This window comes from Methylomonas sp. TEB, from assembly GCF_047777895.1.
Taxonomy (GTDB): Bacteria; Pseudomonadota; Gammaproteobacteria; order Methylococcales; family Methylomonadaceae; genus Methylomonas.
In genome coordinates this window covers 904,971-928,453 of the sequence record NZ_CP180476.1, presented here as the reverse complement: position 1 = coordinate 928,453, position 23,483 = coordinate 904,971, and the positions used below count along the sequence as shown (strand labels likewise).

Here is a 23,483-nt window from a genome sequence, read left to right as displayed (position 1 = left end):
CGTTTTACCCTGTTATTTGATCAACAGATAAACCGCGCTTTGCTGCGATTTTCTTAGCGTCATGCATTGCGGTCAAACCGTTAATTGTCGCGCGCACAACATTGATCGGGTTACTCGTACCGATACATTTAGCCAGTACATTATGCACACCGACGACCTCGAATACGGCGCGCATAGCACCGCCGGCAATGATTCCGGTACCTTCTGAAGCCGGTTGCATGTAAACCTTAGCCGCACCAGTGTTAGACATAATTGAATATTGTAACGTACCTTCTTTCAACGCCACTTTGCGCATGTTCTTCCTAGCCTGCTCAAGCGACTTTTGAATCGCTACAGGCACTTCTCTTGCTTTTGAAACGCCATAACCAACACGCCCGTCGCCGTCACCGACGACCGTAAGCGCAGCAAAACCAAAAACTCGACCGCCTTTAACTACTTTTGCAACACGTCTTACCGAAACCAATTTTTCCTGTAATCCGTCTGTACTACCTTGAGATGGTGCTGTTGCCATGCTATTCCCCTAAAACTTCAAGCCAGCTTCACGTGCAGCGTCGGCTAACGCCTTTACGCGGCCATGATATTTAAAACCAGAGCGGTCAAATGCGACCTCAGTTACACCAGCCGCAATCGCTCTTTCAGCAACGATACGCCCCACCTCAGTAGCGGCTTTAATATTACTAGTATTACTCAAACCCGCCTTTACGTCAGGTTGTAGTGTAGACGCCGCCGCGAGGGTAGCTGTACCATCAACACTGAGAACCTGCGCGTAAATATGCTGGGAAGTTCTATGTATGGTAAGTCTATTTACATTTAACTTTTTGATTTTGCAGCGCAATCTCAACGCTCTTTTTAATCTCGATGACTTCTTATCCATCACTTCACCTATTTCTTTTTGGCTTCTTTTCTAGCCACATATTCGTCGGCTATTCTCACACCCTTCCCTTTGTAAGGCTCGGGCGGGCGAAAAGCTCTGATTTCAGATGCGACTTGGCCGACTTTCTGCTTATCACTGCTCTTCACATGCAACTCAGTTTGCGTTGGCGCTTCAACGGTTACGCCTTCGGGAATTAAATATTCGACAGGGTTTGAATAACCCAAGGATAGAGTTAAAAGATTGTCTTTAACTTGCGCCCTATAGCCGACCCCAACCAACAACATCTTTTTGACGAATCCCTCGGAGACGCCTTTTACCATATTGTTAATTGACGCCCTAGCTGTACCTGCGTGGGCCTTAGCACCCTTTACACTATCGTCCCATTTGATTCTGATTACGTTAGATTCGATTTCAAGATCAACTGCGTCGCACAGATCAAACGCAAGCCGACCAAGTTTACCGTTAACTATCATTTGCTTGCCGTCAACTCTTACATCAACGCCTGACGGCAAAGTTATAGGCGCATTAGCTACTCTAGACATGATATACCTCTTTAATTAACAGACAGTGCAAATGACTTCGCCGCCGTGCCCTATAGCACGTGCAGCGCGATCAGTCATCACACCATTAGAGGTTGAAACTATGGCTATGCCTAGACCACCTAGCACTTTCGGCAACTCGTCTTTAGACTTGTATATTCTAAGCCCGGGACGGCTAACTCGCTTAACGCTCTCTATAACCGGAACCCCGTTGTAATACTTTAGCTCAACGGTCATTTCTGTATGGCACCCGGTAATTTCGGTTTTAAAGTCAGTAATATATCCCTCTTCTTTCAATACTTTAGCGATAGCCAGCTTTAACTTCGATGAAGGGATTTTTACACTCTTTTTGCCAGCAGATTGACCATTTCTAATTCTGGTTAGCATATCTGCTATTGGATCTGTCATACTCATTTTTCAATTCTCCAAAACTTAAACAGAACTACCAGCTAGCCTTTGATAAACCGGGCACGTCGCCACGCATTGTGGCCTCCCTCAATTTATTTCTACTAAGACCAAATTTTCTGTAGTAGCCATGAGGACGCCCTGTCAGATTGCATCTATTACGCAATCTGGACTGACTGGAGTCTCTAGGTAGTTTTTGAAGTTGAACTTGAGCGCTCTCTTTCTCTTCAAAGGAGCTATTCGGAGACCTGATTATCTCTTTTAATTCACTTCTCTTTGCCTGATATTTTTTTATCAAGCCTTCACGCTTTACTTCGCGCGCAATCATTGATTTTTTAGCCATGTCGATACGCCTTAGTTTTTAAATGGAAAATTGAATAATTTCAACAGCGCTAAACCTTCTTCATCTGTTTCAGCGGTTGTTGTGATACAAATATCCATACCACGGAGCGCATCAATCTTGTCATAATCTATTTCAGGGAAAATAATTTGTTCTTTAATTCCCATAGAGTAGTTACCACGACCATCGAAGCTCTTAGAACTCATACCTCTAAAATCACGTATTCTAGGTATTGAGATCGTGATTAATCTATCCAGAAATTCATACATTTTATCGGCGCGTAAAGTAACCTTACAACCGATTGGCATGTCGTCGCGAATCTTAAACCCAGCAATAGATTTTCTAGCCAATGTAATCACTGCCTTTTGTCCTGATATTTTTTCCATATCAGAAACAGCAGACTGCAGAACTTTTTTGTCTGCAATAGCACCACCAACGCCCATATTAAGCGTTATTTTGGTGAGCTTCGGGACTTGCATTATTGTTTTGTAGCCAAATTGCTCCTGCAGAGCAGGAACAATTTCGGTTTTATATTTATTTTGTAGTCTAGCCATAGCCTTATTACCTTAGAGACCAACGTTTTCGTTCGTAGATTTAAAAAATCTGACTTTTTTTCCATCATCAAGAATTCTAAAACCTACTCTGTCGCCTTTTTTTGTTTTTGGATTAAATAAAGCAACATTTGAAATGTCAATTGGCATGTTTTTATCAACAATACCACCAGAAACACCGAGATTTGGGTTACCTCGCTGATGCTTCTTAACTAAGTTAATACCTTCGACTAATATCTTGTGGCCTTCAAGCACCTTACTAACTTTCCCTAGCTTGCCTTTATCTTTTCCAACTATTACGATGACCTCATCGCCTTGCTTAATCTTTTGCATCTTTGGACCTCTACAATACTTCTGGCGCTAGAGAGATAATCTTCATGAATTTATCGCCTCTTAATTCACGAGTAACCGGCCCAAAGATACGAGTACCAATTGGTTGTAGTTGGTTATTTAAAATTACCGCGGCATTACCATCAAAGCGTATAACCGAACCATCGGCTCTACGAACACCTTTACGAGTTCTTACAACCAAGGCATTATATACATCGCCTTTTTTCACCCTAGTGCGCGGCATTGCGTCTTTGACGCTCACCTTGATGATGTCGCCAATGCCAGCGTAGCGGCGGTGCGAACCTCCAAGGACCTTGATACACATGACCTTTTTTGCGCCACTGTTATCGGCGACGTCAAGGCTAGTTTGCATCTGAATCATTTTTAAAATCCCAACTAAAATTATTGATTATCTATTGGCAGCTTCTAAGACTTCCAACAGCTTGAATGCCTTATTCTTAGAAATAGGACGACACGAGGTAATAGAAACCACATCGCCTTCTTGGCATATATTGTTTTCGTCGTGAACGAGAAGCTTAGTGGATCGCTTTATATACTTTCCGTACACAGGGTGCTTAACCAGACGCTCAACCAAAACCGAAGCAGTTTTATCCATTTTATTGCTAACAACACGACCAGTTACCTTACGTACAGTATCTAGATTTTCGCTCATATCTATACTCTTGCCATTTCACTTAGAATAGTACTAATGCGGGCAATGTCTCGCCTCACCTGCTTAATTTGACTCGACTTGCTAAGCTGCCCAGTTCCTTTTTGCATTCTCAAATTGAACTGTTCGCGAGACAACTCCAAAAGACTGGAATTCAACTCTTCTTTTGTTTTGCTTCTTAAATCATTCGCTTTCATTACATTATTGTCCGTGTAGAGAACGTAGTTTTCACAGGCAGCTTAGCAGCGGCCAGTTCGAAGGCCTCTCGCGCTAATTCCTCGGAAACACCCTCAATTTCAAACAGCATTGTGCCGGGCTTGATCTGAGCAACCCAGTATTCTACACTACCTTTGCCTTTACCCATACGAACTTCTAATGGTTTTTTCGTAATAGGTTTATCTGGAAAAATTCTGATCCAAATTTTGCCACCACGTTTCACGTGACGACTAATTGCTCTCCTCGCGGCCTCAATTTGCCGGGCGGTCATTCTACCGCGGCTAACTGACTTCAAACCATACTCCCCGAAGCTCACTGACGAACCACGCAATGCCGTACCGTTATTTCTACCGGTATGTTGTTTGCGAAATTTTGTTCTTTTTGGCTGAAGCATCTCTTATATACCCCTTCAACTATTTTTTTGAGTCGGCGTTCAACGATGCTGCATGAGCATCCACATCAAAAACCTCACCCTTAAATATCCAAACCTTAATACCGATAATTCCGTAAGTGGTTTTCGCTTCAGCTGTTCCGTAATCAATATCAGCCCGCAACGTATGAAGCGGCACACGACCTTCGCGATACCATTCTGTTCTGGCAATTTCAGCTCCATTTAGCCTGCCAGCAACAGTGATTTTTATACCTTCAGCGCCTAAACGCATGGTGTTCGTCACAGCTCGCTTCATCGCTCGGCGGTACATGATCCGCTTTTCCAACTGTTGAGCTATGCTTTCTGCGACTAAATACGCATCAAGCTCTGGCTTACGAATCTCTTCGACGTTTAATTGGACAGGAACCCCCATCATCGCGGATATGCTCTGCCTCAACACATCGATATCTTCGCCTTTTTTACCTATCACAATCCCAGGACGAGCGGTGTGTACAGTAATATTGGCATTATTCGCAGGGCGATTTATTTGCACCCTGCTAACAGATGCGTGAGCTAACTTTTGTTTGATATATTCTCTAACCTTCAAATCCTGCAATAGAAATACAGGGTAATTCTGGCTATTTGCATACCATCTCGAAGTCCAATCTTTTACTATCCCGAGACGAATCCCAGTGGGATGTACCTTTTGTCCCATTTGCTACCTCTATTTCTCTGCTACTTTAATTGTTATATGACAAGTTCTTTTTAGGATGTGATTTGCACGTCCTTTCGCCCTTGCGCTAACTCTCTTTAACGTTCTGCCTTCATTAACGAATACAGTCGAAACCTTTAATTCGTCAACGTCCGCACTTTCGTTATGTTCCGCGTTAGCTATTGCCGACTCTAGAACTTTTTTGATTATCGCAGCAGCTTTCTTAGAGCTGAAACTAAGCAAATTCAATGCTTTTTCAACAGGTAACCCGCGTATTTGATCCCCCACAAGCCGTGCTTTTTGCGCAGAAAGAGGAGCATTACTTAATTTAGCCGAAACTTCCACATTCACTCCTTATCTTGATTTCTTGTCTGCTATATGGCCTTTATAAGTCCTTGTAGGTGAAAACTCACCCAGCTTATGCCCGACCATATTTTCTGAAATCAATACCGGCACATGCTGCTTCCCATTATGTACCGCAATAGTCAATCCCAGCATATCAGGGCTGATCATTGACCTTCTAGACCAGGTTTTAATCGGTTTCCTATTATTCGCTCTCACCGCTTCTTCGACTTTTTTAAGCAAGTGATAATCTATAAATGGACCTTTTTTAATTGAACGTGGCACGTCAAATACCTCTTATTTTTGCTTACGGCGTCTGACAATCATATTATCAGTACGTTTGTTTTTTCGAGTTTTATAGCCTTTTGTTGGCGTTCCCCAAGGAGAAACAGGGTGTCTACCACCTGAGGTTCTGCCTTCACCACCACCATGAGGGTGATCTACGGGGTTCATCGCCACACCTCTAACAGTAGGCCTAACACCGCGCCATCTTTTCGCACCTGCTTTTCCTAACGAAATAAGATTGTGCTCAGAGTTTGAGACCTCACCAACTACGCCTCTACAATCTGACGGAACTTTCCTCATCTCTCCTGAGCGCAGCCGGATAGTGACGTATGCGCCGTCTTTAGCAACCAATTGAACAGAGGTTCCTGCGCTCCTAGCTATTTGTGCACCTTTTCCTGGCTTTAGCTCGATACAATGAATTGTGGTACCCAAAGGCATATTTCGCAGAGGCATACAGTTGCCGGGTTTAACCGGCGTTGTTTCCCCACTCAATATCTCTTGACCAACCTCTATCCCTTTTGGGGCGATTATGTATTTGCGCTCACCATCTTTAAAAAGAATCAGCGCTATATTCGCAGTTCGGTTAGGATCGTACTCAATGCGCTCTACCAATGCGGGGATATCAGTTTTGTCGCGCTTAAAGTCTACTATCCGGTAGAATTTTTTGTGTCCACCACCAATATGTCGAGTGGTTATCCTGCCGAGATTATTACGACCGCCAGTGTTGCTTTTTTTGTCAAGTAGTTGCGCAAATGGCTTACCCTTATGCAAATCATTATTTTGTACACGCACTACAAACCGAGAACCCGGAGATGTCGGTTTTGATTTTAGAATAGCCATGCTCTTCTACCGCTCCTTATTTGCTTTAAAGTATTATGCTGTCGCTAATTCAATGTTATGACCGGGCTGAAGCTTAACATAAGCTTTTTTCCAGTCGGATCGCTTACCTAATGTTCGTCCGAATCGTTTTATTTTTCCTTTAACATTCAGAACACGAACGGCAGCTACTTCAACACCAAACATCAGTTCAACAGCATTTTTAATCTGCAATTTTGTTGCAGATTTTTTAACTTTGAATACAAACTGATTATTTTGATCAGCCGCGTTGGAACTTTTCTCCGACACAATTGGCGCAAACAAAACACTTGCTAATTTGATCTGCTCAATACTCATGCCAAACGCTCCTCAATCTGTTTCAGCGCTGTTGCCGTCGCAATCACCTTATCCGCTGAAAACAAAGACACTGGATCCACACTACTTGGAGTGACTACCGCTACATAAGGAATATTTCTCGCTGCCAAAATTAAATTTTCATTTAGGTCGTCCGCAACCACCAGCAGTCTTTTTGCATCGATACCCTTTATCTTACTCAAAAATTCCTTTGTTTTCGGTGTTGCTGGCGTTATGTCGTTGCATACAGCCAACCTGCCCTGTCTCAACAACTCAGAAAAAATAGATCTAATACCAACTTTGTACATTTTTTTGTTCAACTTCTGGTCAAAAGATCTTGGTTGAGCCGCGAATGCAACACCACCTGTCCGCCACACCGGACTTCTGGTTGTTCCAGCTCGCGCACGACCTGTACCTTTTTGGCGAAATGGCTTAGCGCCACCGCCACTCACAGCAGCACGATTCTTCTGGCCTTTAGTACCCGCTCTTGCCGCTGAAAGATATTTGGTTACCAGTTGATGCACCAGGGTTTCGTTAAAATCCTGTCCGAACACTAACTCGGAGACATCTAGCGCCTGTGCAGACTCTTGATTATTGATTGCAGGTATTTGCAAAGTCATAAATTAACCTTTATTTAACATTTTTACTGCAGGCGTGATAACTACATCACCACCCTTGGCACCAGGCACAGCGCCTCTGACTAAAATCAGGCTCCGCTCAGCATCTACAGCATGGATAGTCAAATTCTGTATCGTAGTTTTAACCGCTCCCATATGCCCGCACATTTTTTTACCCTTAAACACGCGGCCCGGAGTTTGGTTCATACCACTAGATCCAGGCACCCGATGGGAGCGTGAATTACCGTGTGTCGCGTCTTGCGTTCTGAAGTTATGGCGCTTAACAGTACCTGCAAAGCCTTTACCGATACTTGTACCGGACACATCTACTACCTGCCCAGCCTCAAACACGTTAACTTTTAACTCTGCACCTGCCGAAAACTCGGCGGCTTCGCTCTCGGTCAGTCTAAATTCCCACAAACCACGTCCAGCGGTCACATTGGCAGATGCGTAATGCCCAGCCATTGCTTTGTTGACTTTTGAAGACTTCACATCACCCGCCGCTACCTGAATAGCGCGATAACCATCAGTTTCAACGCTCTTCACCTGTATGACTCTATTGGAGTCCACATGAAGTACGGTAACTGGTACCGAAGAGCCATCTTCGCAAAATATTCTGGTCATACCACATTTACGACCAATAAGACCTATTGACATCTGCCAATCCCTCTAAATTATTACTTGCTGCTATTTAAGCTTAATTTGAACATCAACCCCAGCCGCCAGATCCAACTTCATCAGGGCGTCAACGGTCTTATCGGTTGGCTCAACGATATCAAGCAACCTCTTGTAAGTTCTCAGTTCATATTGATCACGAGCATCTTTGTTAACATGCGGTGAAATCAATACAGTAAAACGTTCTTTTCTAGTAGGCAAAGGAATGGGGCCCTTTACTTGGGCGCCCGTTCTCTTTGCTGTTTCTACTATCTCACCCGCCGACTGATCAATCAATTTATGATCAAAGGCTTTTAATTGGATTCTGATAGTTTGATTAGCCATCTTGATTACTCGATAATAGAAGCAACAACACCCGCACCCACGGTGCGACCACCTTCGCGAATCGCAAAACGCAAGCCGTCTTCCATCGCAATCGGTGAGATAAGTTTTACGGTAACGGCGATGTTATCGCCAGGCATAACCATTTCCACGCCTTCTGGCAAATCTACCGCACCGGTTACGTCGGTCGTTCTGAAGTAGAACTGCGGACGGTAGCCATTAAAGAATGGAGTATGACGACCACCCTCTTCTTTAGACAGCACATATATTTCTGCTTTAAAGTGCGCATGTGGCTTGATGGTATTCACATGCGCCAGTACTTGACCACGTTCCACGTCTTCTCTTTTAGTACCACGCAACAGTACACCGACGTTATCGCCCGCTTGACCTTGATCAAGCAGTTTGCGGAACATTTCTACACCTGTGCAGGTTGTTTGAACGGTATCTTTGATGCCGACGATCTCGACGGCTTCGCCTACTTTGATGATGCCCCGCTCAACACGTCCGGTTACTACGGTACCGCGACCTGAAATTGAGAACACGTCTTCGATAGGCATCAAGAATTTGCCGTCGATCGCACGCTCTGGCTCAGGAATGTAACTGTCCAACGCTTCAACCAAGCGAACTACGGATTGTACACCAATTTCACTTTGCTCGCCTTCTAAAGCTTTCAATGCGGAACCAACGATAATGGGCGTGTCGTCTCCTGGGAATTCGTATTGATTCAACAGCTCGCGAATTTCCATTTCAACCAGCTCAATCAACTCAGCGTCATCTACCATATCGGCCTTGTTCAAGAACACAACAATGTAAGGCACACCGACTTGACGTGACAACAGAATGTGCTCGCGCGTTTGTGGCATAGGACCGTCCGCAGCAGAGCAAACCAAAATCGCGCCATCCATTTGGGCAGCACCGGTAATCATGTTTTTAACGTAGTCAGCGTGACCAGGGCAGTCAACGTGGGCATAGTGGCGGTTGGCTGATTCGTACTCTACGTGTGACGTAGAAATGGTTATACCGCGCGCACGTTCTTCCGGGGCGTTGTCGATTTGATCAAAAGCCTTAACTTCGCCGCCTTGCAGCTCCGCCATGACTTTTGTTAATGCCGCTGTCAATGTGGTTTTACCGTGGTCAACGTGACCAATGGTGCCTACGTTTACGTGCGGTTTCTTTCTTTCAAATTTTTCTTTAGCCATGATTCAATACCTGATATGTAAAAAATTTAAGATACTTTTCTAATAATCGCTTCCGCAATGCTTGCAGGTGCTTCGTTATATCTTTCAAACTGCATACTGTACGTTGCTCTGCCCTGAGTCGCCGACCTAAGATCCGTGGCATAACCGAACATTTCGGCAAGAGGGACTTCGCACTCTATTACCTTTCCGGCCGGAACATCTTCCATTCCGTGAATGACACCTCTCCGTCGATTAATGTCACCCACTACCTCACCCATATAATCTTCGGGCGTTACCACCTCGACTTTCATAATAGGTTCAAGCAACGCAGGATTTGCAGTCTTAGCTCCATCCCTGAAACACATAGATCCTGCTATCTTGAAAGCCATTTCATTCGAATCGACATCATGATATGAACCATCGAATAAACTAACCTTTACATCAACAACCGGAAAACCTGCCAAAACGCCATTTTCCATTTGCTCTTGCACACCCTTGTCTATGGCCGGGATATACTCCTTGGGAATAGCACCGCCAACCAACTCACTCACAAATTCATAACCAGTGCCCGGCTCTTTTGGCTCCAACCGGAGCCAAACATGCCCGTATTGACCCTTGCCCCCAGATTGCCTGATGAATTTTCCTTCGCATTCCACAGCACGCTTTATAGTTTCCCTATAAGCAACTTGGGGCGCCCCAACATTTGCGGCAACATTAAACTCCCTTCTCATCCGGTCAACGATAATTTCAAGATGCAATTCGCCCATTCCTGAAATTATTGTCTGACCCGACTCAGGGTCGCTACCAACTCTAAAGGAGGGATCTTCTTGCGCAAGCTTAGCCAGCGCAGCACCCATTTTATCTTGATCAGCTTTTGTCCTAGGCTCAACAGCCACAGCAATTACAGGCTCAGGAAACTCCATTTTCTCAAGCAGAATTGGCTTTTCAATATCACAAAGAGTATCACCGGTGGTGACGTCTTTCAGCCCGATCAGGGCAGCGATCTCGCCAGCCCTCACTTCATTGATTTCGACGCGACTATTGGCGTGCATCTGAACAATGCGTCCTATTCTTTCTTTTTTACCTTTACCGGCATTTAAAACCGCATCTCCAGACTTTACCAAACCGGAGTAAACCCTAAAAAATGTCAAGGTTCCAACAAATGGGTCAGCGGCTATTTTAAATGCTAACGCTGAGAAGGACTCATCATCAGAAGCGCTACGAGTCGAACTAATGCCAGCATCTGACAGACCTTCTACAGGCTTTATATCGAGAGGGGATGGCAAAAATTCAATCACACCATCAAGAACACACTGCACACCTTTGTTCTTAAAAGCCGACCCACAATAAGCCGGAACCAACTTATTCTGCAGAACCTGCGCCCTTATACCCAGATTTATTTCTTCGTTTGTCAAAACACCTTTTTCAAGATATTTATCCATTAATTCTTCGGACGCATCCGCAGCGGCTTCAATTATTCGCTCGCGCCAATTTACAGCAGATTCTTCCATTTCTGCTGGAATTTCCGTTTCCGTAAAACTCACACCCATGCTGGCATCTTCCCAATAGATTGCCTTCATTTTCAGCAAATCTACAATGCCTTTAAAGTTCTCTTCCGCCCCGATCGGCAATTGCATTGGAATTACATTGCTACCAAGCCGAGATTTAATTTGCTCGACGACGCGCAAAAAATTTGCACCGGAACGATCCATCTTGTTTACAAATGCCAGCCTTGGCACATGGTATTTGTTTGCCTGGCGCCAGACCGTTTCCGACTGAGGCTCCACCCCACCCACCGCACAAAAAACAGCGCACGCACCATCCAAAACACGCAAAGACCGCTCCACTTCTATAGTGAAATCGACATGCCCAGGCGTATCTATAATATTAATTCGATGCTCCGGGTATTGCTTTTCCATTCCCAACCAGAAGCACGTAGTCGCAGCAGAAGTGATTGTTATACCCCTCTCCTGCTCTTGCTCCATCCAATCCATTGTCGCAGCACCATCATGGACCTCGCCCATTTTGTGCGAAACCCCGGTGTAAAACAGTATCCGCTCGGTCGTGGTTGTTTTTCCGGCATCTATATGCGCCATAATGCCTATATTACGATAACGCTCTATAGGCGTTTTACGAACCACAACAACTACCCTGCTTAACTTTTCTTACCAGCGATAATGAGCAAACGCTTTATTAGCTTCAGCCATTCTATGCGTGTCTTCGCGTTTCTTTGCAGCCGCTCCTCGACCCTCAGAGGCATCCAACAACTCACCCGCCAACTTAGCCGCCATGGTTCTTTCATTACGCTTACGCGCCGCATCAATCAACCAGCGCATCGACAGCGCCGCCCTTCTGGCAGGACGCACTTCGACAGGCACCTGATAAGTAGCACCACCAACCCGGCGCGACTTAACCTCAACGCGCGGCTGAACGTTTTCCAATGCTTTTGCAACCAAATCTAAAGATTCTTTATGACCTTTACCTTCGATAACATCCAAAGCACCGTAAACAATTTTCTCAGCGACAGACTTCTTACCATCCTCCATAATCATATTCATGAATTTTGACAGCATATCACTACCAAAACGCGGATCTGGATTGATGACTCTTTTTGCAGCAACTCTTCTTCTTGACATCTGTTATCAACCTTTATTTCTTAGGTCTTTTCGCGCCATATTTGGAGCGACCACATTTTCTATCCTTAACACCAGAAGTATCGAGACTCCCCCGAACCACGTGATAACGCACACCAGGCAAATCTTTCACACGACCACCCCGAATCAGCACCACAGAGTGCTCCTGAAGATTGTGTCCTTCACCGCCGATATAGCTACTTACTTCCGCCCCATTGGTCAGCCGCACCCTCGCAACTTTACGCAAAGCCGAGTTCGGCTTTTTCGGGGTTGTGGTGTAAACCCTGGTACAAACCCCGCGCCTTTGCGGACAAGCCTCCAACGCCGGAACGTTAGTCTTTTCTATTTTTTTAGCACGAGGCTTACGGACCAATTGATTGATCGTGGCCATTCTTAACTACTCCGAATATGCAATGTTTAATAAGCAATAAAAGAATCTGTGCGATCACAGATCAATACAGCTCCGCCCAAACCTATTGGCTGATGTGAGCAGAGCATAATACCTTTACAATAGACCTAGGTCAAGCCTTTTTAAGGTTCTCTACTCTACATTCAAAGCTTGTTTCAACGCTTCCTCCACATCGACCGCTTCAATGGTCTGGGTAGAAGCTTCTGAACCGGAACCAGAGTCCGCCGCTCTTCTCTGACGTCGTTGTTCATGGTAAGCCAAACCAGTACCCGCAGGTATGAGACGACCAACAATGACGTTCTCTTTTAAGCCATTCAAGCTATCGCTGATACCTCTTACCGCCGCATCTGTCAACACCCGAGTCGTCTCTTGGAACGACGCCGCCGAAATAAATGACTCGGTGGCCAACGATGCTTTCGTGATACCCAGCAACAACGAATCGTAACTAGCCGGAATCTTACCTTCACGTTCAACTTGGTCGTTCACTAAGTTAATCATGGTACGTTCGACCTGTTCTCCTTTGACGAAATCCGTGTCTCCAGAGGCGGTAATCTCGACTTTTCGGAGCATTTGGCGGATGATTGCCTCAATATGCTTGTCGTTGATTTTTACACCTTGCAGACGATATACATCTTGAATTTCTTTTACCAGGTAGTCGGCCAATTCTTCGATACCGCGCAGTCTTAAAATATCATGCGGGGTCAGCTCACCTTCAGCGATGGTTTCGCCTTTATCAACAAACTCACCCTCGAATACGGTGATATGCCGCCACTTTGGAATTAGGGTTTCGTATTGCTCGCCTTCCGAATCCGTGATGATGACGCGCTGCTTACCCTTAGTTTCTTTACCAAAGGAGACCATACCGGTTGCCTCCGCCAAAATAGCAGGGTCTTTGGTTTTACGCGCTTCAAACAAATCAGCAACCCGCGGCAAACCACCGGTAATATCCCTCGTTTTACTGGATTCTTGCGGAATTCTCGCTAAAACGTCACCAACCTTTACTTCCCCACCGTCCTTAACCCCAACGATAGCGCCTGCTGGTAAAAAGTATTGAGCTGGAATATCAGTACCCGGCAAATTGATTTGCCCCCCTTGCTCATCAAGAAGACGAACCATAGGCCGCAACTCTTTACCGGCTGAGCTTCTTTGCTTAGGATCCGTAACCACTCGCGAGGTTAAGCCAGTGACATCATCTGACTGCTCTTGAACGGTGATCCCGTCCATAAAATCAATCAGCTGAATAAAACCGTCTACCTCGGTGATAACCGGGTGAGTATGCGGATCCCAGTTCACGATAATATCCCCAGCACTGACCGGGCTACCATCACCCACCGACAATACGGCACCGTAGGGAATTTTGTAACGCTCACGCTCACGACCGTAATCATCCATAACCCCAACCTCGCCAGACCGAGATACCGCAACAAGATTGCTCTCTCTGTTCTTGACGGTTTTTAGGTTATTGAGCTTTGCGGTACCGCTGGATTTAACTTGCACGTTGCTAACCGCAGCAGACCGCGAAGCAGCACCACCGATGTGGAAGGTCCGCATCGTCAGCTGAGTACCAGGTTCACCAATTGACTGTGCCGCCACAACGCCCACGGCTTCACCAATGTTAACCAAATGACCGCGCCCTAAATCACGCCCGTAACATTTGGCACAAACACCTTGCCGCGATTCGCAAGTAATCACAGAGCGCACCAACATCTTGTCAACGCCATTATCTTCCAGAACCGTGACCAAATTTTCGTCAATCATGGTGCCGGCAGGAATCAAAATATTATTGCCGGCAGGATCGGTTACGTCTATCGCCGCGACTCTTCCCAACACCCGATCTGCCAAAGGCTCAACCACGTCCCCGCCTTCAATAATCGGCATCATGGTCAGACCGTTTTGTGTACCACAATCAGATTCAGCAATCACCAAATCCTGTGCGACGTCGACCAAACGTCGAGTCAAATAACCCGAGTTAGCGGTTTTCAGCGCGGTATCCGCCAAGCCTTTGCGAGCACCGTGGGTTGAAATAAAGTACTGTAATACGTCCAAGCCTTCACGGAAGTTCGCAGTAATCGGCGTCTCAATAATGGAGCCATCCGGTTTAGCCATCAAACCCCGCATACCCGCCAACTGGCGAATCTGTGCGGCGGAACCCCGCGCACCGGACTCGGCCATCATAAAGATGGAGTTGAACGATTTTTGTTTTACATTCTCGCCTTTTGAGTTGACAACTTCGTCTTCACCCAAACCTTCCATCATTACTTTCGCGACCTGATCATTGGCGCGAGACCAAATATCAACAACCTTATTGTAACGCTCACCGTCCGTAACCAAACCGGAGGCGTACTGGTTTTGAATTTCATTAACCTCGGCGTCGGCGGAACGAATGATGTCAGCTTTCTTGACGGGAATTTCCATGTCTTCGATACCGAAAGACACTCCGGAGCGCGTGGCATATTTAAATCCCAGGTACATGATCTTGTCTGCCAACATCACGGTTTCTTTGATACCGAGATAGCGGTAGCTATAGTTGATCAACCGGGAAATATTCTTCTTGGTCATGTCGACGTTGACCAATTCGTAAGGCATACCGTCTGGCACAATACCCCAAACGATTGCGCGCCCTACCGTAGTTTTCTTTCTGCTGACTATGGTTTCGAAGTCGCCTTCCGGAGTTTTCAATTTCTCGGTGACGCGCACTTCTATTTTACTTTGCAATTCAACAGCTTTAGCGTCAAGCGCTAACATTACCTCTGACAAATCGCCAAATACACTACCCTCGCCTACCGCATTAATTTTTTCACGTGTAATGTAATACAAGCCCAATACCACGTCCTGAGATGGATTGATTACAGGCTCACCGTTGGCGGGCGACAAAATATTGTTAGTTGCCATCATCAAGGTACGCGCTTCCAACTGCGCCTCAATAGACAACGGAATATGCACGGCCATTTGGTCGCCGTCGAAATCGGCGTTGAACGCACTACAGACCAAGGGATGCAACTGAATGGCTTTACCTTCGATCAAAATCGGCTCAAATGCTTGAATACCTAATCTATGCAACGTCGGAGCACGGTTTAGTAATACCGGATGCTCACGAATTACTTCTTCAAGAATATCCCATACTTCCGCACCTTCACGTTCCACCATTTTCTTGGCTGCTTTGATCGTCGTCGCTAAGCCACGCAACTGCAATTTGCTGAATATGAAAGGTTTAAACAACTCCAAAGCCATTTTTTTCGGCAAACCGCACTGATGGAGCCTTAATGTCGGCCCCACCACGATAACCGACCGTCCGGAATAATCGACGCGCTTGCCCAACAAGTTCTGCCGGAAACGACCTTGCTTACCTTTGATCATATCGGCCAAAGATTTCAAAGGACGTCTGTTGCTACCGGTGATAGCACGACCGCGGCGACCGTTATCCAATAAGGCATCGACAGCCTCTTGCAGCATGCGTTTTTCGTTGCGAACGATGATGTCAGGCGCGTTCAAATCCAGCAAGCGTGTTAAGCGATTATTTCTGTTGATTACCCGACGATATAAATCATTCAAATCGGAGGTTGCGAAACGACCGCCATCCAATGGCACCAATGGACGCAACTCGGGTGGCAATACTGGCAAGACCGTCATAATCATCCATTCCGGACGATTATTAGAAGCCAGCAAAGAATCGATAACTTTCAGCCGTTTCGAATATTTTTTGATTTTGGTATCGGAATTCGTCGCGTTGATTTCTTCACGTAGCGTGTTGATTTCTTCTTTTAAATCAATTGACTTGAGCAAATCATAGATCGCCTCGGCACCCATTTTTGCAACGAAATCGTCGCCGTGTTCTTCAACAGCGTTCAAATATTCTTCGTCGGTCAGAAGCTGGCCTTTCTCCAACGGAGACATGCCCGGATCAATCACGACGAATGTTTCAAAATACAACACCCGTTCGATCGAACGCAATGTCATATCCAACAGCAAAGCAATCCGGGAAGGCAGTGATTTCAGAAACCAAATATGCGCCACCGGGCTGGCCAAATCGATATGGCCCATTCGTTCGCGGCGTACTTTAGACAAGGTAACTTCGACGCCGCATTTTTCGCAGATGACGCCGCGATGCTTTAGGCGCTTGTATTTACCGCACAAGCACTCATAGTCGCTGATGGGTCCGAAAATCTTGGCGCAAAACAAGCCGTCACGTTCCGGTTTAAAGGTGCGGTAATTGATTGTCTCAGGCTTTTTCACTTCACCATAAGACCATGAACGAATCATGTCCGGCGAAGCCAATCCAATGCGGATATTGTCAAAATCGTCTGTACGACCTTGACGTTTTAAGAAATTCATTAAATCTTTCAAGAGCTTATCCCCTTTAAATGTTATCCGATATTGTCCAGAATCTATCTCGCAAAGAACAGAATTAGTCTTGTTCCATTTCGATATTCACTGCCAGCGAACGAATCTCTTTCACTAAGACATTGAATGATTCCGGCATGCCGGCTTCCATTGAATGGTTGCCATCAACAATGTTTTTATACATTCTGGTTCTGCCTGTCACGTCATCGGATTTGACAGTCAACATTTCTTGCAATGTGTACGCGGCGCCATAAGCTTCCAGAGCCCAGACCTCCATCTCACCAAAACGCTGACCACCGAATTGCGCTTTACCGCCCAACGGTTGCTGCGTTACCAAACTGTAAGGGCCGGTCGAACGCGCATGCATTTTGTCGTCCACCAAGTGATTCAGTTTCAGCATATACATGTAACCCACAGTAACTTCACGCTCAAACGGTTCGCCTGTTAAGCCATCGTACAGTACGGTTTGCCCGTGCTCCGGTAAATCGGCCAAACGCAACATGGTACGAATATCTTCCTCCGAAGCCCCGTCGAAGACTGGCGTCGCCATCGGTACACCGGCAACCAAGTTGACCGCCATCTCTAGAATTTCTTTATCGGTAAACGAATTCAGATCTTCCTTTCGGCCGCTGCAATTGTAAATTTTCTCCATGAAACCACGTATTTCCGCGACTTTTGCTTGAGCTTCCAGCATCTTACCGATCTTGATACCCAAGCCTTTAGATGCCCAACCCAAATGCGTTTCCAACACCTGACCAACGTTCATCCGCGATGGTACGCCAAGAGGATTTAACAAAATGTCGACGGGGTTACCGTCAGCGGTATACGGCATGTCTTCAATCGGCACGATTTGGGAGATAACCCCCTTGTTACCGTGACGGCCGGCCATCTTGTCGCCCGGCTGAATACGTTTTTTAACAGCCAAATAAACTTTGACCATTTTCAACACGCCCGGCGCCAAATCGTCGCCCATGGTGATTTTTTTCTTTTTCTGCTCGAAACGCTCGTCGAACTCTTTACGTTGCTGCTCTACATGCTCGGCAACGGTCTCCAATTGCACGTTGACATCTTCGTCTTGTGTGCGGATTTTCAACAACTCGGAAGGCACCAAGCCATCCAGATAATCAGCGGTAATTTCTTCGCCTTTTTTCAAGCCATTCGGACCCTTTTCGGCTTTTTTACCAGCTAACAAGGTTTTTACCCGAGCGAAAATATCGTGCTCGACGATTTTCAGTTGGTCATCCAAGTCTTTCCGGTAACGCTTGATTTCCGCATCTTCGATTTCCAGGGCTCGCTTGTCTTTTTTCACACCATCACGAGTGAAAACCTGAACATCGATCACAGTACCGCGCACGTTGCCCGGCACACGTAGCGACGTGTCTTTCACATCGGCTGCTTTTTCGCCGAAGATGGCTCTCAGCAATTTCTCTTCTGGCGTTAATTGCGTTTCACCTTTCGGCGTCACTTTACCCACTAGAATGTCACCGCCTTTTACTTCCGCACCGACGTATACAATCCCGGATTCATCCAATTTGGATAAGGCTTCTTCACTAACGTTTGGAATATCCGCAGTAATTTCTTCCGGACTGTGCTTGGTTTCGCGAGCTACGCAGGTTTTTTCTTCGATATGAATAGTCGTAAAGCGATCTTCCTTTACTACTCGCTCAGACACCAAAATGGAGTCTTCGAAGTTATAGCCATTCCAGGGCATGAAGGCTATCAACATGTTTTGACCCAGGGCCAATTCGCCGATGTCGGTCGAAGGGCCGTCCGCCAAAATATCGCCGGCTCTGACGATGTCGCCGAGTTTAACCAGTGGTTTTTGGTTGATACAGGTGTTTTGGTTAGAACGGGTATATTTAATCAAGTTGTAGATATCCACGCCTGGCACACCCGCAACGGTCTCTTCGTCATTCGCACGTACTACGATACGCCCCGCATCAACCGCTTCGATACGACCACCACGAGTTGCTACCACGGTTACACCCGAGTCTTTCGCGACGACACGCTCCATACCGGTGCCAACCAAAGGCTTCTCTGCACGTAAAGTGGGAACCGCTTGACGTTGCATGTTCGAACCCATCAACGCCCGGTTCGCGTCGTCATGTTCCAAGAACGGGATGATGGATGCCGCCACGGATACGATCTGCTTGGACGATACGTCCATATATTGCACGGTTTCGGACGAAGCCAAGGTGAATTCGTCTTTGTAACGACAAGACACCAAGCCTTCAACCAATTTGCCGTTTTCGTCAACCGCCACGCTGGACTGCGCGATAACGTATTCGCCTTCTTCGATTGCGGAAATGTAATCGACCTGATCGGTTACTTTACCGTCGACCACTTTCCGGTACGGAGTTTCCAAGAAGCCGTATTCGTTGGTTCTGGCGTAGACAGACAATGAGTTAATCAAACCAATGTTCGGCCCCTCTGGCGTTTCGATAGGGCAAACTCGACCATAGTGAGTGGTGTGAACGTCACGAACCTCGAACCCGGCACGTTCTCTGGCTAAACCGCCAGGGCCCAGTGCCGAAACTCGGCGTTTGTGGGTAACTTGCGATAACGGATTGTTTTGGTCCATAAATTGCGACAACTGGCTGGAACCAAAGAATTCCTTGACTGCCGCAGAAACAGGTTTAGCGTTGATGATTTCCTGCGGCATATAGCCCTCAGAATCCGCCAAGGTCAAACGTTCTCTGACAGCCCGTTCGACTCGAACCAAACCGATGCGGAACTGGTTTTCGATCATTTCGCCAACAGATCGTACACGTCTGTTACCCAAATGGTCGATATCGTCCACGGTACCGTTACCATTTCTGATTTTGATCAGTTCTTTCAAAACATCGATGATGTCTTCTTTGCTTAGCGTGCCCGGGCCTTCGGTTTCTTCACGCCCCAATCGACGATTGAATTTCATCCGGCCAACGGCGGATAGGTCGTAACGTTCGTCGGTAAAGAACAGGTTTTCGAATAGGTTTTCCGCAGACTCTACGGTAGGCGGCTCACCAGGACGCATCATTCTGTAGATTTCCACCAATGCCTCCAGGCGATTTGTGGTGGTATCCAAACGCATCGAATTGGAAATGTAAGGTCCTCTATCCAAATCGTTAACATACAATGTATCGATTTCGCGAACACCCGCATCGATCAACTTCTGTAATAAATTGTCGGTGATTTCGTCATTAACACTAGCCAACAGCTCACCGGTGGATGTATCGACAACATTGTGGCCTAGAATTTTTCCGTACAAATAGTCCCTAGGCACTTCGATTTCAGTGACACCGGATTTTTCCAGTTGGCGAACATGTTTGGCAGTAATTCTGCGCCCCTCTTCGATAACGACGTTACCGTCGTGCTTAATATCGAAAACAGCCATTTCACCACGCAACCTATCCGGAATCACGTGAAACATCAATTTTTCGGCGCTCAATGAGAACTTGTTGGTTTCGAAGAAAATTTTGATCATTTCTTCGTTTTCATATCCCAAAGCCCGTAACAAAATAGTCGCCGGAATTTTTCTCCGTCTGTCTATACGCACGTAAACGGCGTCTTTATGATCAAATTCGAAATCCAACCATGAACCACGATAAGGAATTACCCGTGCGTTGAACAGCAACTTACCGGACGAATGGGTTTTACCTTTGTCATGGTCGTAAAATACACCGGGCGATCTGTGCAACTGCGACACGATGACCCGTTCAGTGCCGTTAATCACGAACGTACCGTTGTCGGTCATCAGAGGCAGTTCACCCATGTAAACTTCCTGCTCTCTAATATCCTTAACGACCTTGGTATTAGCAGGCGCGTCTTTATCATAAATAACTAGACGCACTAAAACACGCAACGGCGCTGAAAATGTAGCGCCACGCTGTTGACACTCTCTTACATCGAATGCGGGTTCCCCCAAGCGATATTTAACATACTCCAATACGGCATAGCCGGAATGACTTACTACCGGAAAGACACTGGAGAATGCGGCATGCAGCCCTTGATTGCGCCGTTTATCCGGCTCTATGCCGGACTGCAAAAAATTTGCATACGAATCAATTTGTGTTGCCAAAAGATAGGGAACTTCCAATACTTCGGAACCCTTCCCAAAATTATTACGGATACGCTTTTTTTCGGTAAAAGAATAGGCCATATTGCTTCTATACCTTCGTCGTCAGAGATTATTTACTACTGTTTTAGAAACAGTAAAAGGCCGACGGCAAAATGCCGTCAGCCCGGTTTGATAGGCTTATGCCTGGTATGCAGTCAAGATGCTTATTTGATTTCGGCAGTTGCGCCAGCTTCTTCAAGCTCTTTTTTCGCCGCTTCGGCTTCGGCTTTGTTAACACCTTCTTTAACAGTAGTAGGTGCGCCTTCAACAGCGTCTTTCGCTTCTTTCAAGCCCAAGCCTGTCAAACCGCGAACCGCTTTAATAACCGCTACTTTGTTTTCGCCGAAACCGGTCAAGATAACATCGAACTCGGTTTGCTCTTCAACAACAGCCGCCGCTACAGGAGCTGCAACCGCTACTGCCGCAGCAGCAGAAACGCCAAACTTTTCTTCCATCGCTGAAATCAGATCAACGATTTCCATCACAGTCATGTTAGAGACTGCTTCCAAGATGTCTTGTTGTGAAATTGCCATTGTATATTCCTCTAAAATTAATGAGTTTTAACTGGTTAACGCGAGATTATGCCGCTTCTTTCTCGTCTCTGATTGCAGCCAGAGTACGTGCGAGTTTCTCAACCGGTGCTTTCATGACCGACATCAGCATGCTGATACCTTGATCACGGGTTGGCAATCTTGCCAATCTATCTAGCTCCGATCCATCAAAAGCCTGTCCACCGATCGCCACTACTTTAGCGATCAGTTTGTTATGGCCCTTGGAGAATTCGCTGATGAGCCGTGCAGCGCAGCCTGGATCTTCCATGGAAAATGCCAGTATTAAAGGACCGACCAGCCCTTCCTGCATACATTCAAACTCAGTCCCAGCGACAGCACGTTTAGCCAGTGTATTTTTGACTACGCGCAAATAAACGCCCGTTTCTCTCGCGGTTTTACGCAGTTCCGTCAATTCGGTAACTGTCAGACCCCGATATTCCGCAGCGATCGCGGAATGGGCTTTAGCGGCGAATTCAGCAACTTCCTCTACGACAACTTTTTTGCTATCTAAATTGAGTGCCACATCTACCTCCGGTACTTTCCGATTATCCATCGGATCTATGAAACGCATCTTTCGATGCCCCTTTCACGGTCCCTTTCACCAACTTTGCGGCTCCAGCTCCCGTCTGCGTAGGAAAATTAAGCTTTCGCACCTACGGTCTTTGACGGTTGTCGATCACTCAACAACCCAAAGCCTTACAACTGTTAATTTCTTAAATATCGATACTGCCTTGATCGATCCACAAACCTGGCCCCATAGTCGACGACAGGGCAATCTTTTTTAGATACACACCTTTCGCTGCCGTAGGCTTGGCTTTTTTCAGATCTGAAATCAAAAACTCCAGATTTTGCTTAAGCGAGGTTTCATCAAAAGACACTTTACCGATAGAGCAATGAATAATGCCTGATTTATCTGTACGATATCTGACCTGCCCAGATTTAGCATTCTTCACTGCGGTAACGACGTCTGGGGTTACGGTACCGACTTTTGGGTTAGGCATCAGGCCTCTTGGGCCCAAAATTTGACCCAATTGACCAACCACGCGCATTGCGTCAGGTGAAGCGATAACCACATCAAAGTTCATTTCGCCGCGTTTTACTTGCTCAGCTAAATCGTCCATACCAACGATGTCCGCGCCTGCTTCGCGAGCCGCATCCGCATTTGGGCCTTGCGTAAATACAGCAACTCTTACTGTTTTGCCGGTGCCGTTTGGTAACACGGAAGCGCCACGCACGTTTTGATCAGATTTACGTGGATCAACACCCAAGTTAACACTGACATCCACAGACTCATCAAACTTGCTATTTGCAAACTCTTTTAAAAGAGCCACTGCTTCGGCAACCGAATATTGTTTACTTCTAACTACCTTTTCTTTGATAGCCTTTGCTTTCTTAGTTACTTTTGCCATTACACGCCCTCCACGTTCAAACCCATGCTGCGAGCGCTTCCCGCAATAATTCTTATCGCCGCTTCCAAATTAGCTGCGTTCAAGTCTTCCATTTTGGTTTTAGCGATTTCTTCCAACTGCGCACGCGAAACGGTGCCCACTTTATTAGAATTAGGCTTGCTACTTCCGCTTTTAATACCCACTGCTTTTTTCAACAAAACCGAAGCAGGTGGCGTCTTGGTGATAAAAGTAAAGCTTTTATCACTATAGACGGTGATAACAACAGGCAAAGGCAGGCCTTTCTCAACTTCTTGAGTTCTTGCATTAAACGCCTTGCAGAACTCCATAATATTGACACCACGCTGACCCAATGCAGGACCAATTGGTGGACTAGGATTAGCCTCACCTGCTTTAACTTGCAGCTTGATGTACGAATCAATTTTTTTTGCCATTTTATACTCCTAACG

Annotated in this window: 29 protein-coding genes; all 29 read right to left on the bottom strand. The window is 46.2% G+C overall.

The annotated features are described in order from the left end of the window. Positions 1–4: 4 nt before the first annotated feature. The 29 genes from rpsE to rplK all read right to left on the bottom strand — a co-directional run bounded on the left by rpsE (position 5) and on the right by rplK (position 23,468). Positions 5–511, bottom strand: a complete 507-nt coding sequence (gene rpsE / locus ACMXD4_RS04220; protein ID WP_020484817.1) for a 30S ribosomal protein S5 — start codon at positions 509–511, stop codon at positions 5–7. Between the two features lie 9 nt (positions 512–520). Beyond that, positions 521–874: a 50S ribosomal protein L18 gene (gene rplR, locus ACMXD4_RS04215; RefSeq protein ID WP_033157210.1), complete on the bottom strand. Its 354-nt coding sequence runs from the start codon at positions 872–874 to the stop codon at positions 521–523. Positions 875–882: 8 nt separating this feature from the next. Further along, on the bottom strand, positions 883–1,416 hold the full coding sequence (gene rplF, locus ACMXD4_RS04210) for a 50S ribosomal protein L6 (RefSeq protein WP_033157211.1): 534 nt from the start codon (positions 1,414–1,416) through the stop codon (positions 883–885). A 15-nt stretch (positions 1,417–1,431) separates the two neighbouring features. Next, the gene (gene rpsH / locus ACMXD4_RS04205) at positions 1,432–1,827 is read right to left on the bottom strand and encodes a 30S ribosomal protein S8 (RefSeq protein ID WP_033157212.1); all 396 of its coding nucleotides are present in this window, start codon (positions 1,825–1,827) and stop codon (positions 1,432–1,434) included. A gap of 28 nt (positions 1,828–1,855) precedes the next feature. Next, positions 1,856–2,161 (bottom strand): 30S ribosomal protein S14, encoded by a 306-nt coding sequence (gene rpsN, locus ACMXD4_RS04200; RefSeq protein WP_033157213.1) that lies wholly within the window; start codon positions 2,159–2,161, stop codon positions 1,856–1,858. An 11-nt stretch (positions 2,162–2,172) separates the two neighbouring features. After that, positions 2,173–2,712, bottom strand: a complete 540-nt coding sequence (gene rplE, locus ACMXD4_RS04195; RefSeq protein ID WP_415879954.1) for a 50S ribosomal protein L5 — start codon at positions 2,710–2,712, stop codon at positions 2,173–2,175. A gap of 12 nt (positions 2,713–2,724) precedes the next feature. Continuing rightward, positions 2,725–3,042, bottom strand: a complete 318-nt coding sequence (rplX, locus tag ACMXD4_RS04190; RefSeq protein WP_171696507.1) for a 50S ribosomal protein L24 — start codon at positions 3,040–3,042, stop codon at positions 2,725–2,727. 10 nt (positions 3,043–3,052) lie between these two features. Then, positions 3,053–3,421, bottom strand: a complete 369-nt coding sequence (gene rplN, locus ACMXD4_RS04185; protein WP_013820378.1) for a 50S ribosomal protein L14 — start codon at positions 3,419–3,421, stop codon at positions 3,053–3,055. 27 nt (positions 3,422–3,448) lie between these two features. Beyond that, positions 3,449–3,712: a 30S ribosomal protein S17 gene (gene rpsQ, locus ACMXD4_RS04180; RefSeq protein ID WP_171696508.1), complete on the bottom strand. Its 264-nt coding sequence runs from the start codon at positions 3,710–3,712 to the stop codon at positions 3,449–3,451. A gap of 2 nt (positions 3,713–3,714) precedes the next feature. Further along, positions 3,715–3,906: a 50S ribosomal protein L29 gene (rpmC, locus tag ACMXD4_RS04175; RefSeq protein WP_415879953.1), complete on the bottom strand. Its 192-nt coding sequence runs from the start codon at positions 3,904–3,906 to the stop codon at positions 3,715–3,717. Next, positions 3,906–4,319 carry a 50S ribosomal protein L16 gene (gene rplP / locus ACMXD4_RS04170; RefSeq protein ID WP_033157218.1) on the bottom strand — a complete coding sequence of 138 codons (414 nt, stop codon included), beginning with the start codon at positions 4,317–4,319 and terminating at the stop codon, positions 3,906–3,908. The genes rpmC and rplP overlap by 1 nt, the downstream gene beginning before the upstream one ends. 19 nt (positions 4,320–4,338) lie before the next feature. Continuing rightward, positions 4,339–5,010 (bottom strand): 30S ribosomal protein S3, encoded by a 672-nt coding sequence (gene rpsC, locus ACMXD4_RS04165; protein WP_415879952.1) that lies wholly within the window; start codon positions 5,008–5,010, stop codon positions 4,339–4,341. Positions 5,011–5,019: 9 nt separating this feature from the next. Further along, entirely contained in the window at positions 5,020–5,352 is a 333-nt protein-coding gene (rplV, locus tag ACMXD4_RS04160; protein WP_033157220.1) for a 50S ribosomal protein L22, read from the bottom strand. A 9-nt stretch (positions 5,353–5,361) separates the two neighbouring features. Continuing rightward, complete coding sequence (gene rpsS, locus ACMXD4_RS04155; protein WP_415879951.1) at positions 5,362–5,634, bottom strand: 30S ribosomal protein S19; 273 nt, start codon at positions 5,632–5,634, stop codon at positions 5,362–5,364. A 12-nt stretch (positions 5,635–5,646) separates the two neighbouring features. After that, positions 5,647–6,474, bottom strand: coding sequence for a 50S ribosomal protein L2 (gene rplB / locus ACMXD4_RS04150; protein ID WP_415879950.1), 828 nt, complete (start codon positions 6,472–6,474; stop codon positions 5,647–5,649). 33 nt (positions 6,475–6,507) lie between these two features. Then, positions 6,508–6,801, bottom strand: a complete 294-nt coding sequence (rplW, locus tag ACMXD4_RS04145) for a 50S ribosomal protein L23 (RefSeq protein WP_415880818.1) — start codon at positions 6,799–6,801, stop codon at positions 6,508–6,510. Between the two features lie 2 nt (positions 6,802–6,803). Next, the gene (gene rplD / locus ACMXD4_RS04140) at positions 6,804–7,424 is read right to left on the bottom strand and encodes a 50S ribosomal protein L4 (protein ID WP_415879949.1); all 621 of its coding nucleotides are present in this window, start codon (positions 7,422–7,424) and stop codon (positions 6,804–6,806) included. 3 nt (positions 7,425–7,427) lie between these two features. Then, the gene (gene rplC / locus ACMXD4_RS04135; RefSeq protein ID WP_415879948.1) at positions 7,428–8,078 is read right to left on the bottom strand and encodes a 50S ribosomal protein L3; all 651 of its coding nucleotides are present in this window, start codon (positions 8,076–8,078) and stop codon (positions 7,428–7,430) included. Positions 8,079–8,108: 30 nt separating this feature from the next. Continuing rightward, on the bottom strand, positions 8,109–8,420 hold the full coding sequence (rpsJ, locus tag ACMXD4_RS04130; RefSeq protein ID WP_020484801.1) for a 30S ribosomal protein S10: 312 nt from the start codon (positions 8,418–8,420) through the stop codon (positions 8,109–8,111). Positions 8,421–8,425: 5 nt separating this feature from the next. Continuing rightward, positions 8,426–9,616, bottom strand: coding sequence for an elongation factor Tu (tuf, locus tag ACMXD4_RS04125; RefSeq protein ID WP_033156112.1), 1,191 nt, complete (start codon positions 9,614–9,616; stop codon positions 8,426–8,428). A gap of 26 nt (positions 9,617–9,642) precedes the next feature. Continuing rightward, positions 9,643–11,736: an elongation factor G gene (gene fusA, locus ACMXD4_RS04120; RefSeq protein ID WP_415879947.1), complete on the bottom strand. Its 2,094-nt coding sequence runs from the start codon at positions 11,734–11,736 to the stop codon at positions 9,643–9,645. Between the two features lie 24 nt (positions 11,737–11,760). Continuing rightward, a complete protein-coding gene (gene rpsG, locus ACMXD4_RS04115) occupies positions 11,761–12,231 on the bottom strand; it encodes a 30S ribosomal protein S7 (RefSeq protein ID WP_415879946.1) in 471 nt (156 codons plus the stop codon). A 13-nt stretch (positions 12,232–12,244) separates the two neighbouring features. Beyond that, positions 12,245–12,619: a 30S ribosomal protein S12 gene (gene rpsL / locus ACMXD4_RS04110; protein ID WP_013820393.1), complete on the bottom strand. Its 375-nt coding sequence runs from the start codon at positions 12,617–12,619 to the stop codon at positions 12,245–12,247. Positions 12,620–12,769: 150 nt separating this feature from the next. Next, complete coding sequence (gene rpoC / locus ACMXD4_RS04105) at positions 12,770–16,981, bottom strand: DNA-directed RNA polymerase subunit beta' (RefSeq protein ID WP_415879945.1); 4,212 nt, start codon at positions 16,979–16,981, stop codon at positions 12,770–12,772. 61 nt (positions 16,982–17,042) lie between these two features. Beyond that, entirely contained in the window at positions 17,043–21,119 is a 4,077-nt protein-coding gene (rpoB, locus tag ACMXD4_RS04100) for a DNA-directed RNA polymerase subunit beta (protein ID WP_033159597.1), read from the bottom strand. Positions 21,120–21,241: 122 nt separating this feature from the next. Next, the gene (gene rplL, locus ACMXD4_RS04095; protein ID WP_020484796.1) at positions 21,242–21,610 is read right to left on the bottom strand and encodes a 50S ribosomal protein L7/L12; all 369 of its coding nucleotides are present in this window, start codon (positions 21,608–21,610) and stop codon (positions 21,242–21,244) included. Positions 21,611–21,656: 46 nt separating this feature from the next. Beyond that, the gene (gene rplJ / locus ACMXD4_RS04090; protein WP_026147170.1) at positions 21,657–22,151 is read right to left on the bottom strand and encodes a 50S ribosomal protein L10; all 495 of its coding nucleotides are present in this window, start codon (positions 22,149–22,151) and stop codon (positions 21,657–21,659) included. 190 nt (positions 22,152–22,341) lie between these two features. Continuing rightward, positions 22,342–23,037: a 50S ribosomal protein L1 gene (gene rplA / locus ACMXD4_RS04085; protein ID WP_415879944.1), complete on the bottom strand. Its 696-nt coding sequence runs from the start codon at positions 23,035–23,037 to the stop codon at positions 22,342–22,344. Continuing rightward, positions 23,037–23,468 (bottom strand): 50S ribosomal protein L11, encoded by a 432-nt coding sequence (gene rplK / locus ACMXD4_RS04080; RefSeq protein WP_020484793.1) that lies wholly within the window; start codon positions 23,466–23,468, stop codon positions 23,037–23,039. The genes rplA and rplK overlap by 1 nt, the downstream gene beginning before the upstream one ends. Between the last annotated feature and the right edge of the window lie 15 nt (positions 23,469–23,483).

Bases quoted from the DNA above. Each gene is read 5' to 3' on its own strand.
- rplF (WP_033157211.1), bottom strand. From the start codon at position 1,416: ATGTCTAGAGTAGCTAATGCGCCTATAACTTTGCCGTCAGGCGTTGAT.
- rpmC (WP_415879953.1), bottom strand. From the start codon at position 3,906: ATGAAAGCGAATGATTTAAGAAGCAAAACAAAAGAAGAGTTGAATTCC.
- rplA (WP_415879944.1), bottom strand. From the start codon at position 23,037: ATGGCAAAAGTAACTAAGAAAGCAAAGGCTATCAAAGAAAAGGTAGTT.
- rpsJ (WP_020484801.1), bottom strand. From the start codon at position 8,420: ATGGCTAATCAAACTATCAGAATCCAATTAAAAGCCTTTGATCATAAA.
- rplX (WP_171696507.1), bottom strand. From the start codon at position 3,042: ATGCAAAAGATTAAGCAAGGCGATGAGGTCATCGTAATAGTTGGAAAA.
- rplP (WP_033157218.1), bottom strand. From the start codon at position 4,319: ATGCTTCAGCCAAAAAGAACAAAATTTCGCAAACAACATACCGGTAGA.
- rplC (WP_415879948.1), bottom strand. From the start codon at position 8,078: ATGTCAATAGGTCTTATTGGTCGTAAATGTGGTATGACCAGAATATTT.
- rpsQ (WP_171696508.1), bottom strand. From the start codon at position 3,712: ATGAGCGAAAATCTAGATACTGTACGTAAGGTAACTGGTCGTGTTGTT.
- rplL (WP_020484796.1), bottom strand. From the start codon at position 21,610: ATGGCAATTTCACAACAAGACATCTTGGAAGCAGTCTCTAACATGACT.
- rpsE (WP_020484817.1), bottom strand. From the start codon at position 511: ATGGCAACAGCACCATCTCAAGGTAGTACAGACGGATTACAGGAAAAA.
- rplR (WP_033157210.1), bottom strand. From the start codon at position 874: ATGGATAAGAAGTCATCGAGATTAAAAAGAGCGTTGAGATTGCGCTGC.
- rplD (WP_415879949.1), bottom strand. From the start codon at position 7,424: ATGACTTTGCAAATACCTGCAATCAATAATCAAGAGTCTGCACAGGCG.
- rplK (WP_020484793.1), bottom strand. From the start codon at position 23,468: ATGGCAAAAAAAATTGATTCGTACATCAAGCTGCAAGTTAAAGCAGGT.
- rpsC (WP_415879952.1), bottom strand. From the start codon at position 5,010: ATGGGACAAAAGGTACATCCCACTGGGATTCGTCTCGGGATAGTAAAA.
- rplE (WP_415879954.1), bottom strand. From the start codon at position 2,712: ATGGCTAGACTACAAAATAAATATAAAACCGAAATTGTTCCTGCTCTG.
- tuf (WP_033156112.1), bottom strand. From the start codon at position 9,616: ATGGCTAAAGAAAAATTTGAAAGAAAGAAACCGCACGTAAACGTAGGC.
- rpoB (WP_033159597.1), bottom strand. From the start codon at position 21,119: ATGGCCTATTCTTTTACCGAAAAAAAGCGTATCCGTAATAATTTTGGG.
- rpsH (WP_033157212.1), bottom strand. From the start codon at position 1,827: ATGAGTATGACAGATCCAATAGCAGATATGCTAACCAGAATTAGAAAT.
- rplB (WP_415879950.1), bottom strand. From the start codon at position 6,474: ATGGCTATTCTAAAATCAAAACCGACATCTCCGGGTTCTCGGTTTGTA.
- rpsG (WP_415879946.1), bottom strand. From the start codon at position 12,231: ATGTCAAGAAGAAGAGTTGCTGCAAAAAGAGTCATCAATCCAGATCCG.
- rpsL (WP_013820393.1), bottom strand. From the start codon at position 12,619: ATGGCCACGATCAATCAATTGGTCCGTAAGCCTCGTGCTAAAAAAATA.
- rplN (WP_013820378.1), bottom strand. From the start codon at position 3,421: ATGATTCAGATGCAAACTAGCCTTGACGTCGCCGATAACAGTGGCGCA.
- rpsN (WP_033157213.1), bottom strand. From the start codon at position 2,161: ATGGCTAAAAAATCAATGATTGCGCGCGAAGTAAAGCGTGAAGGCTTG.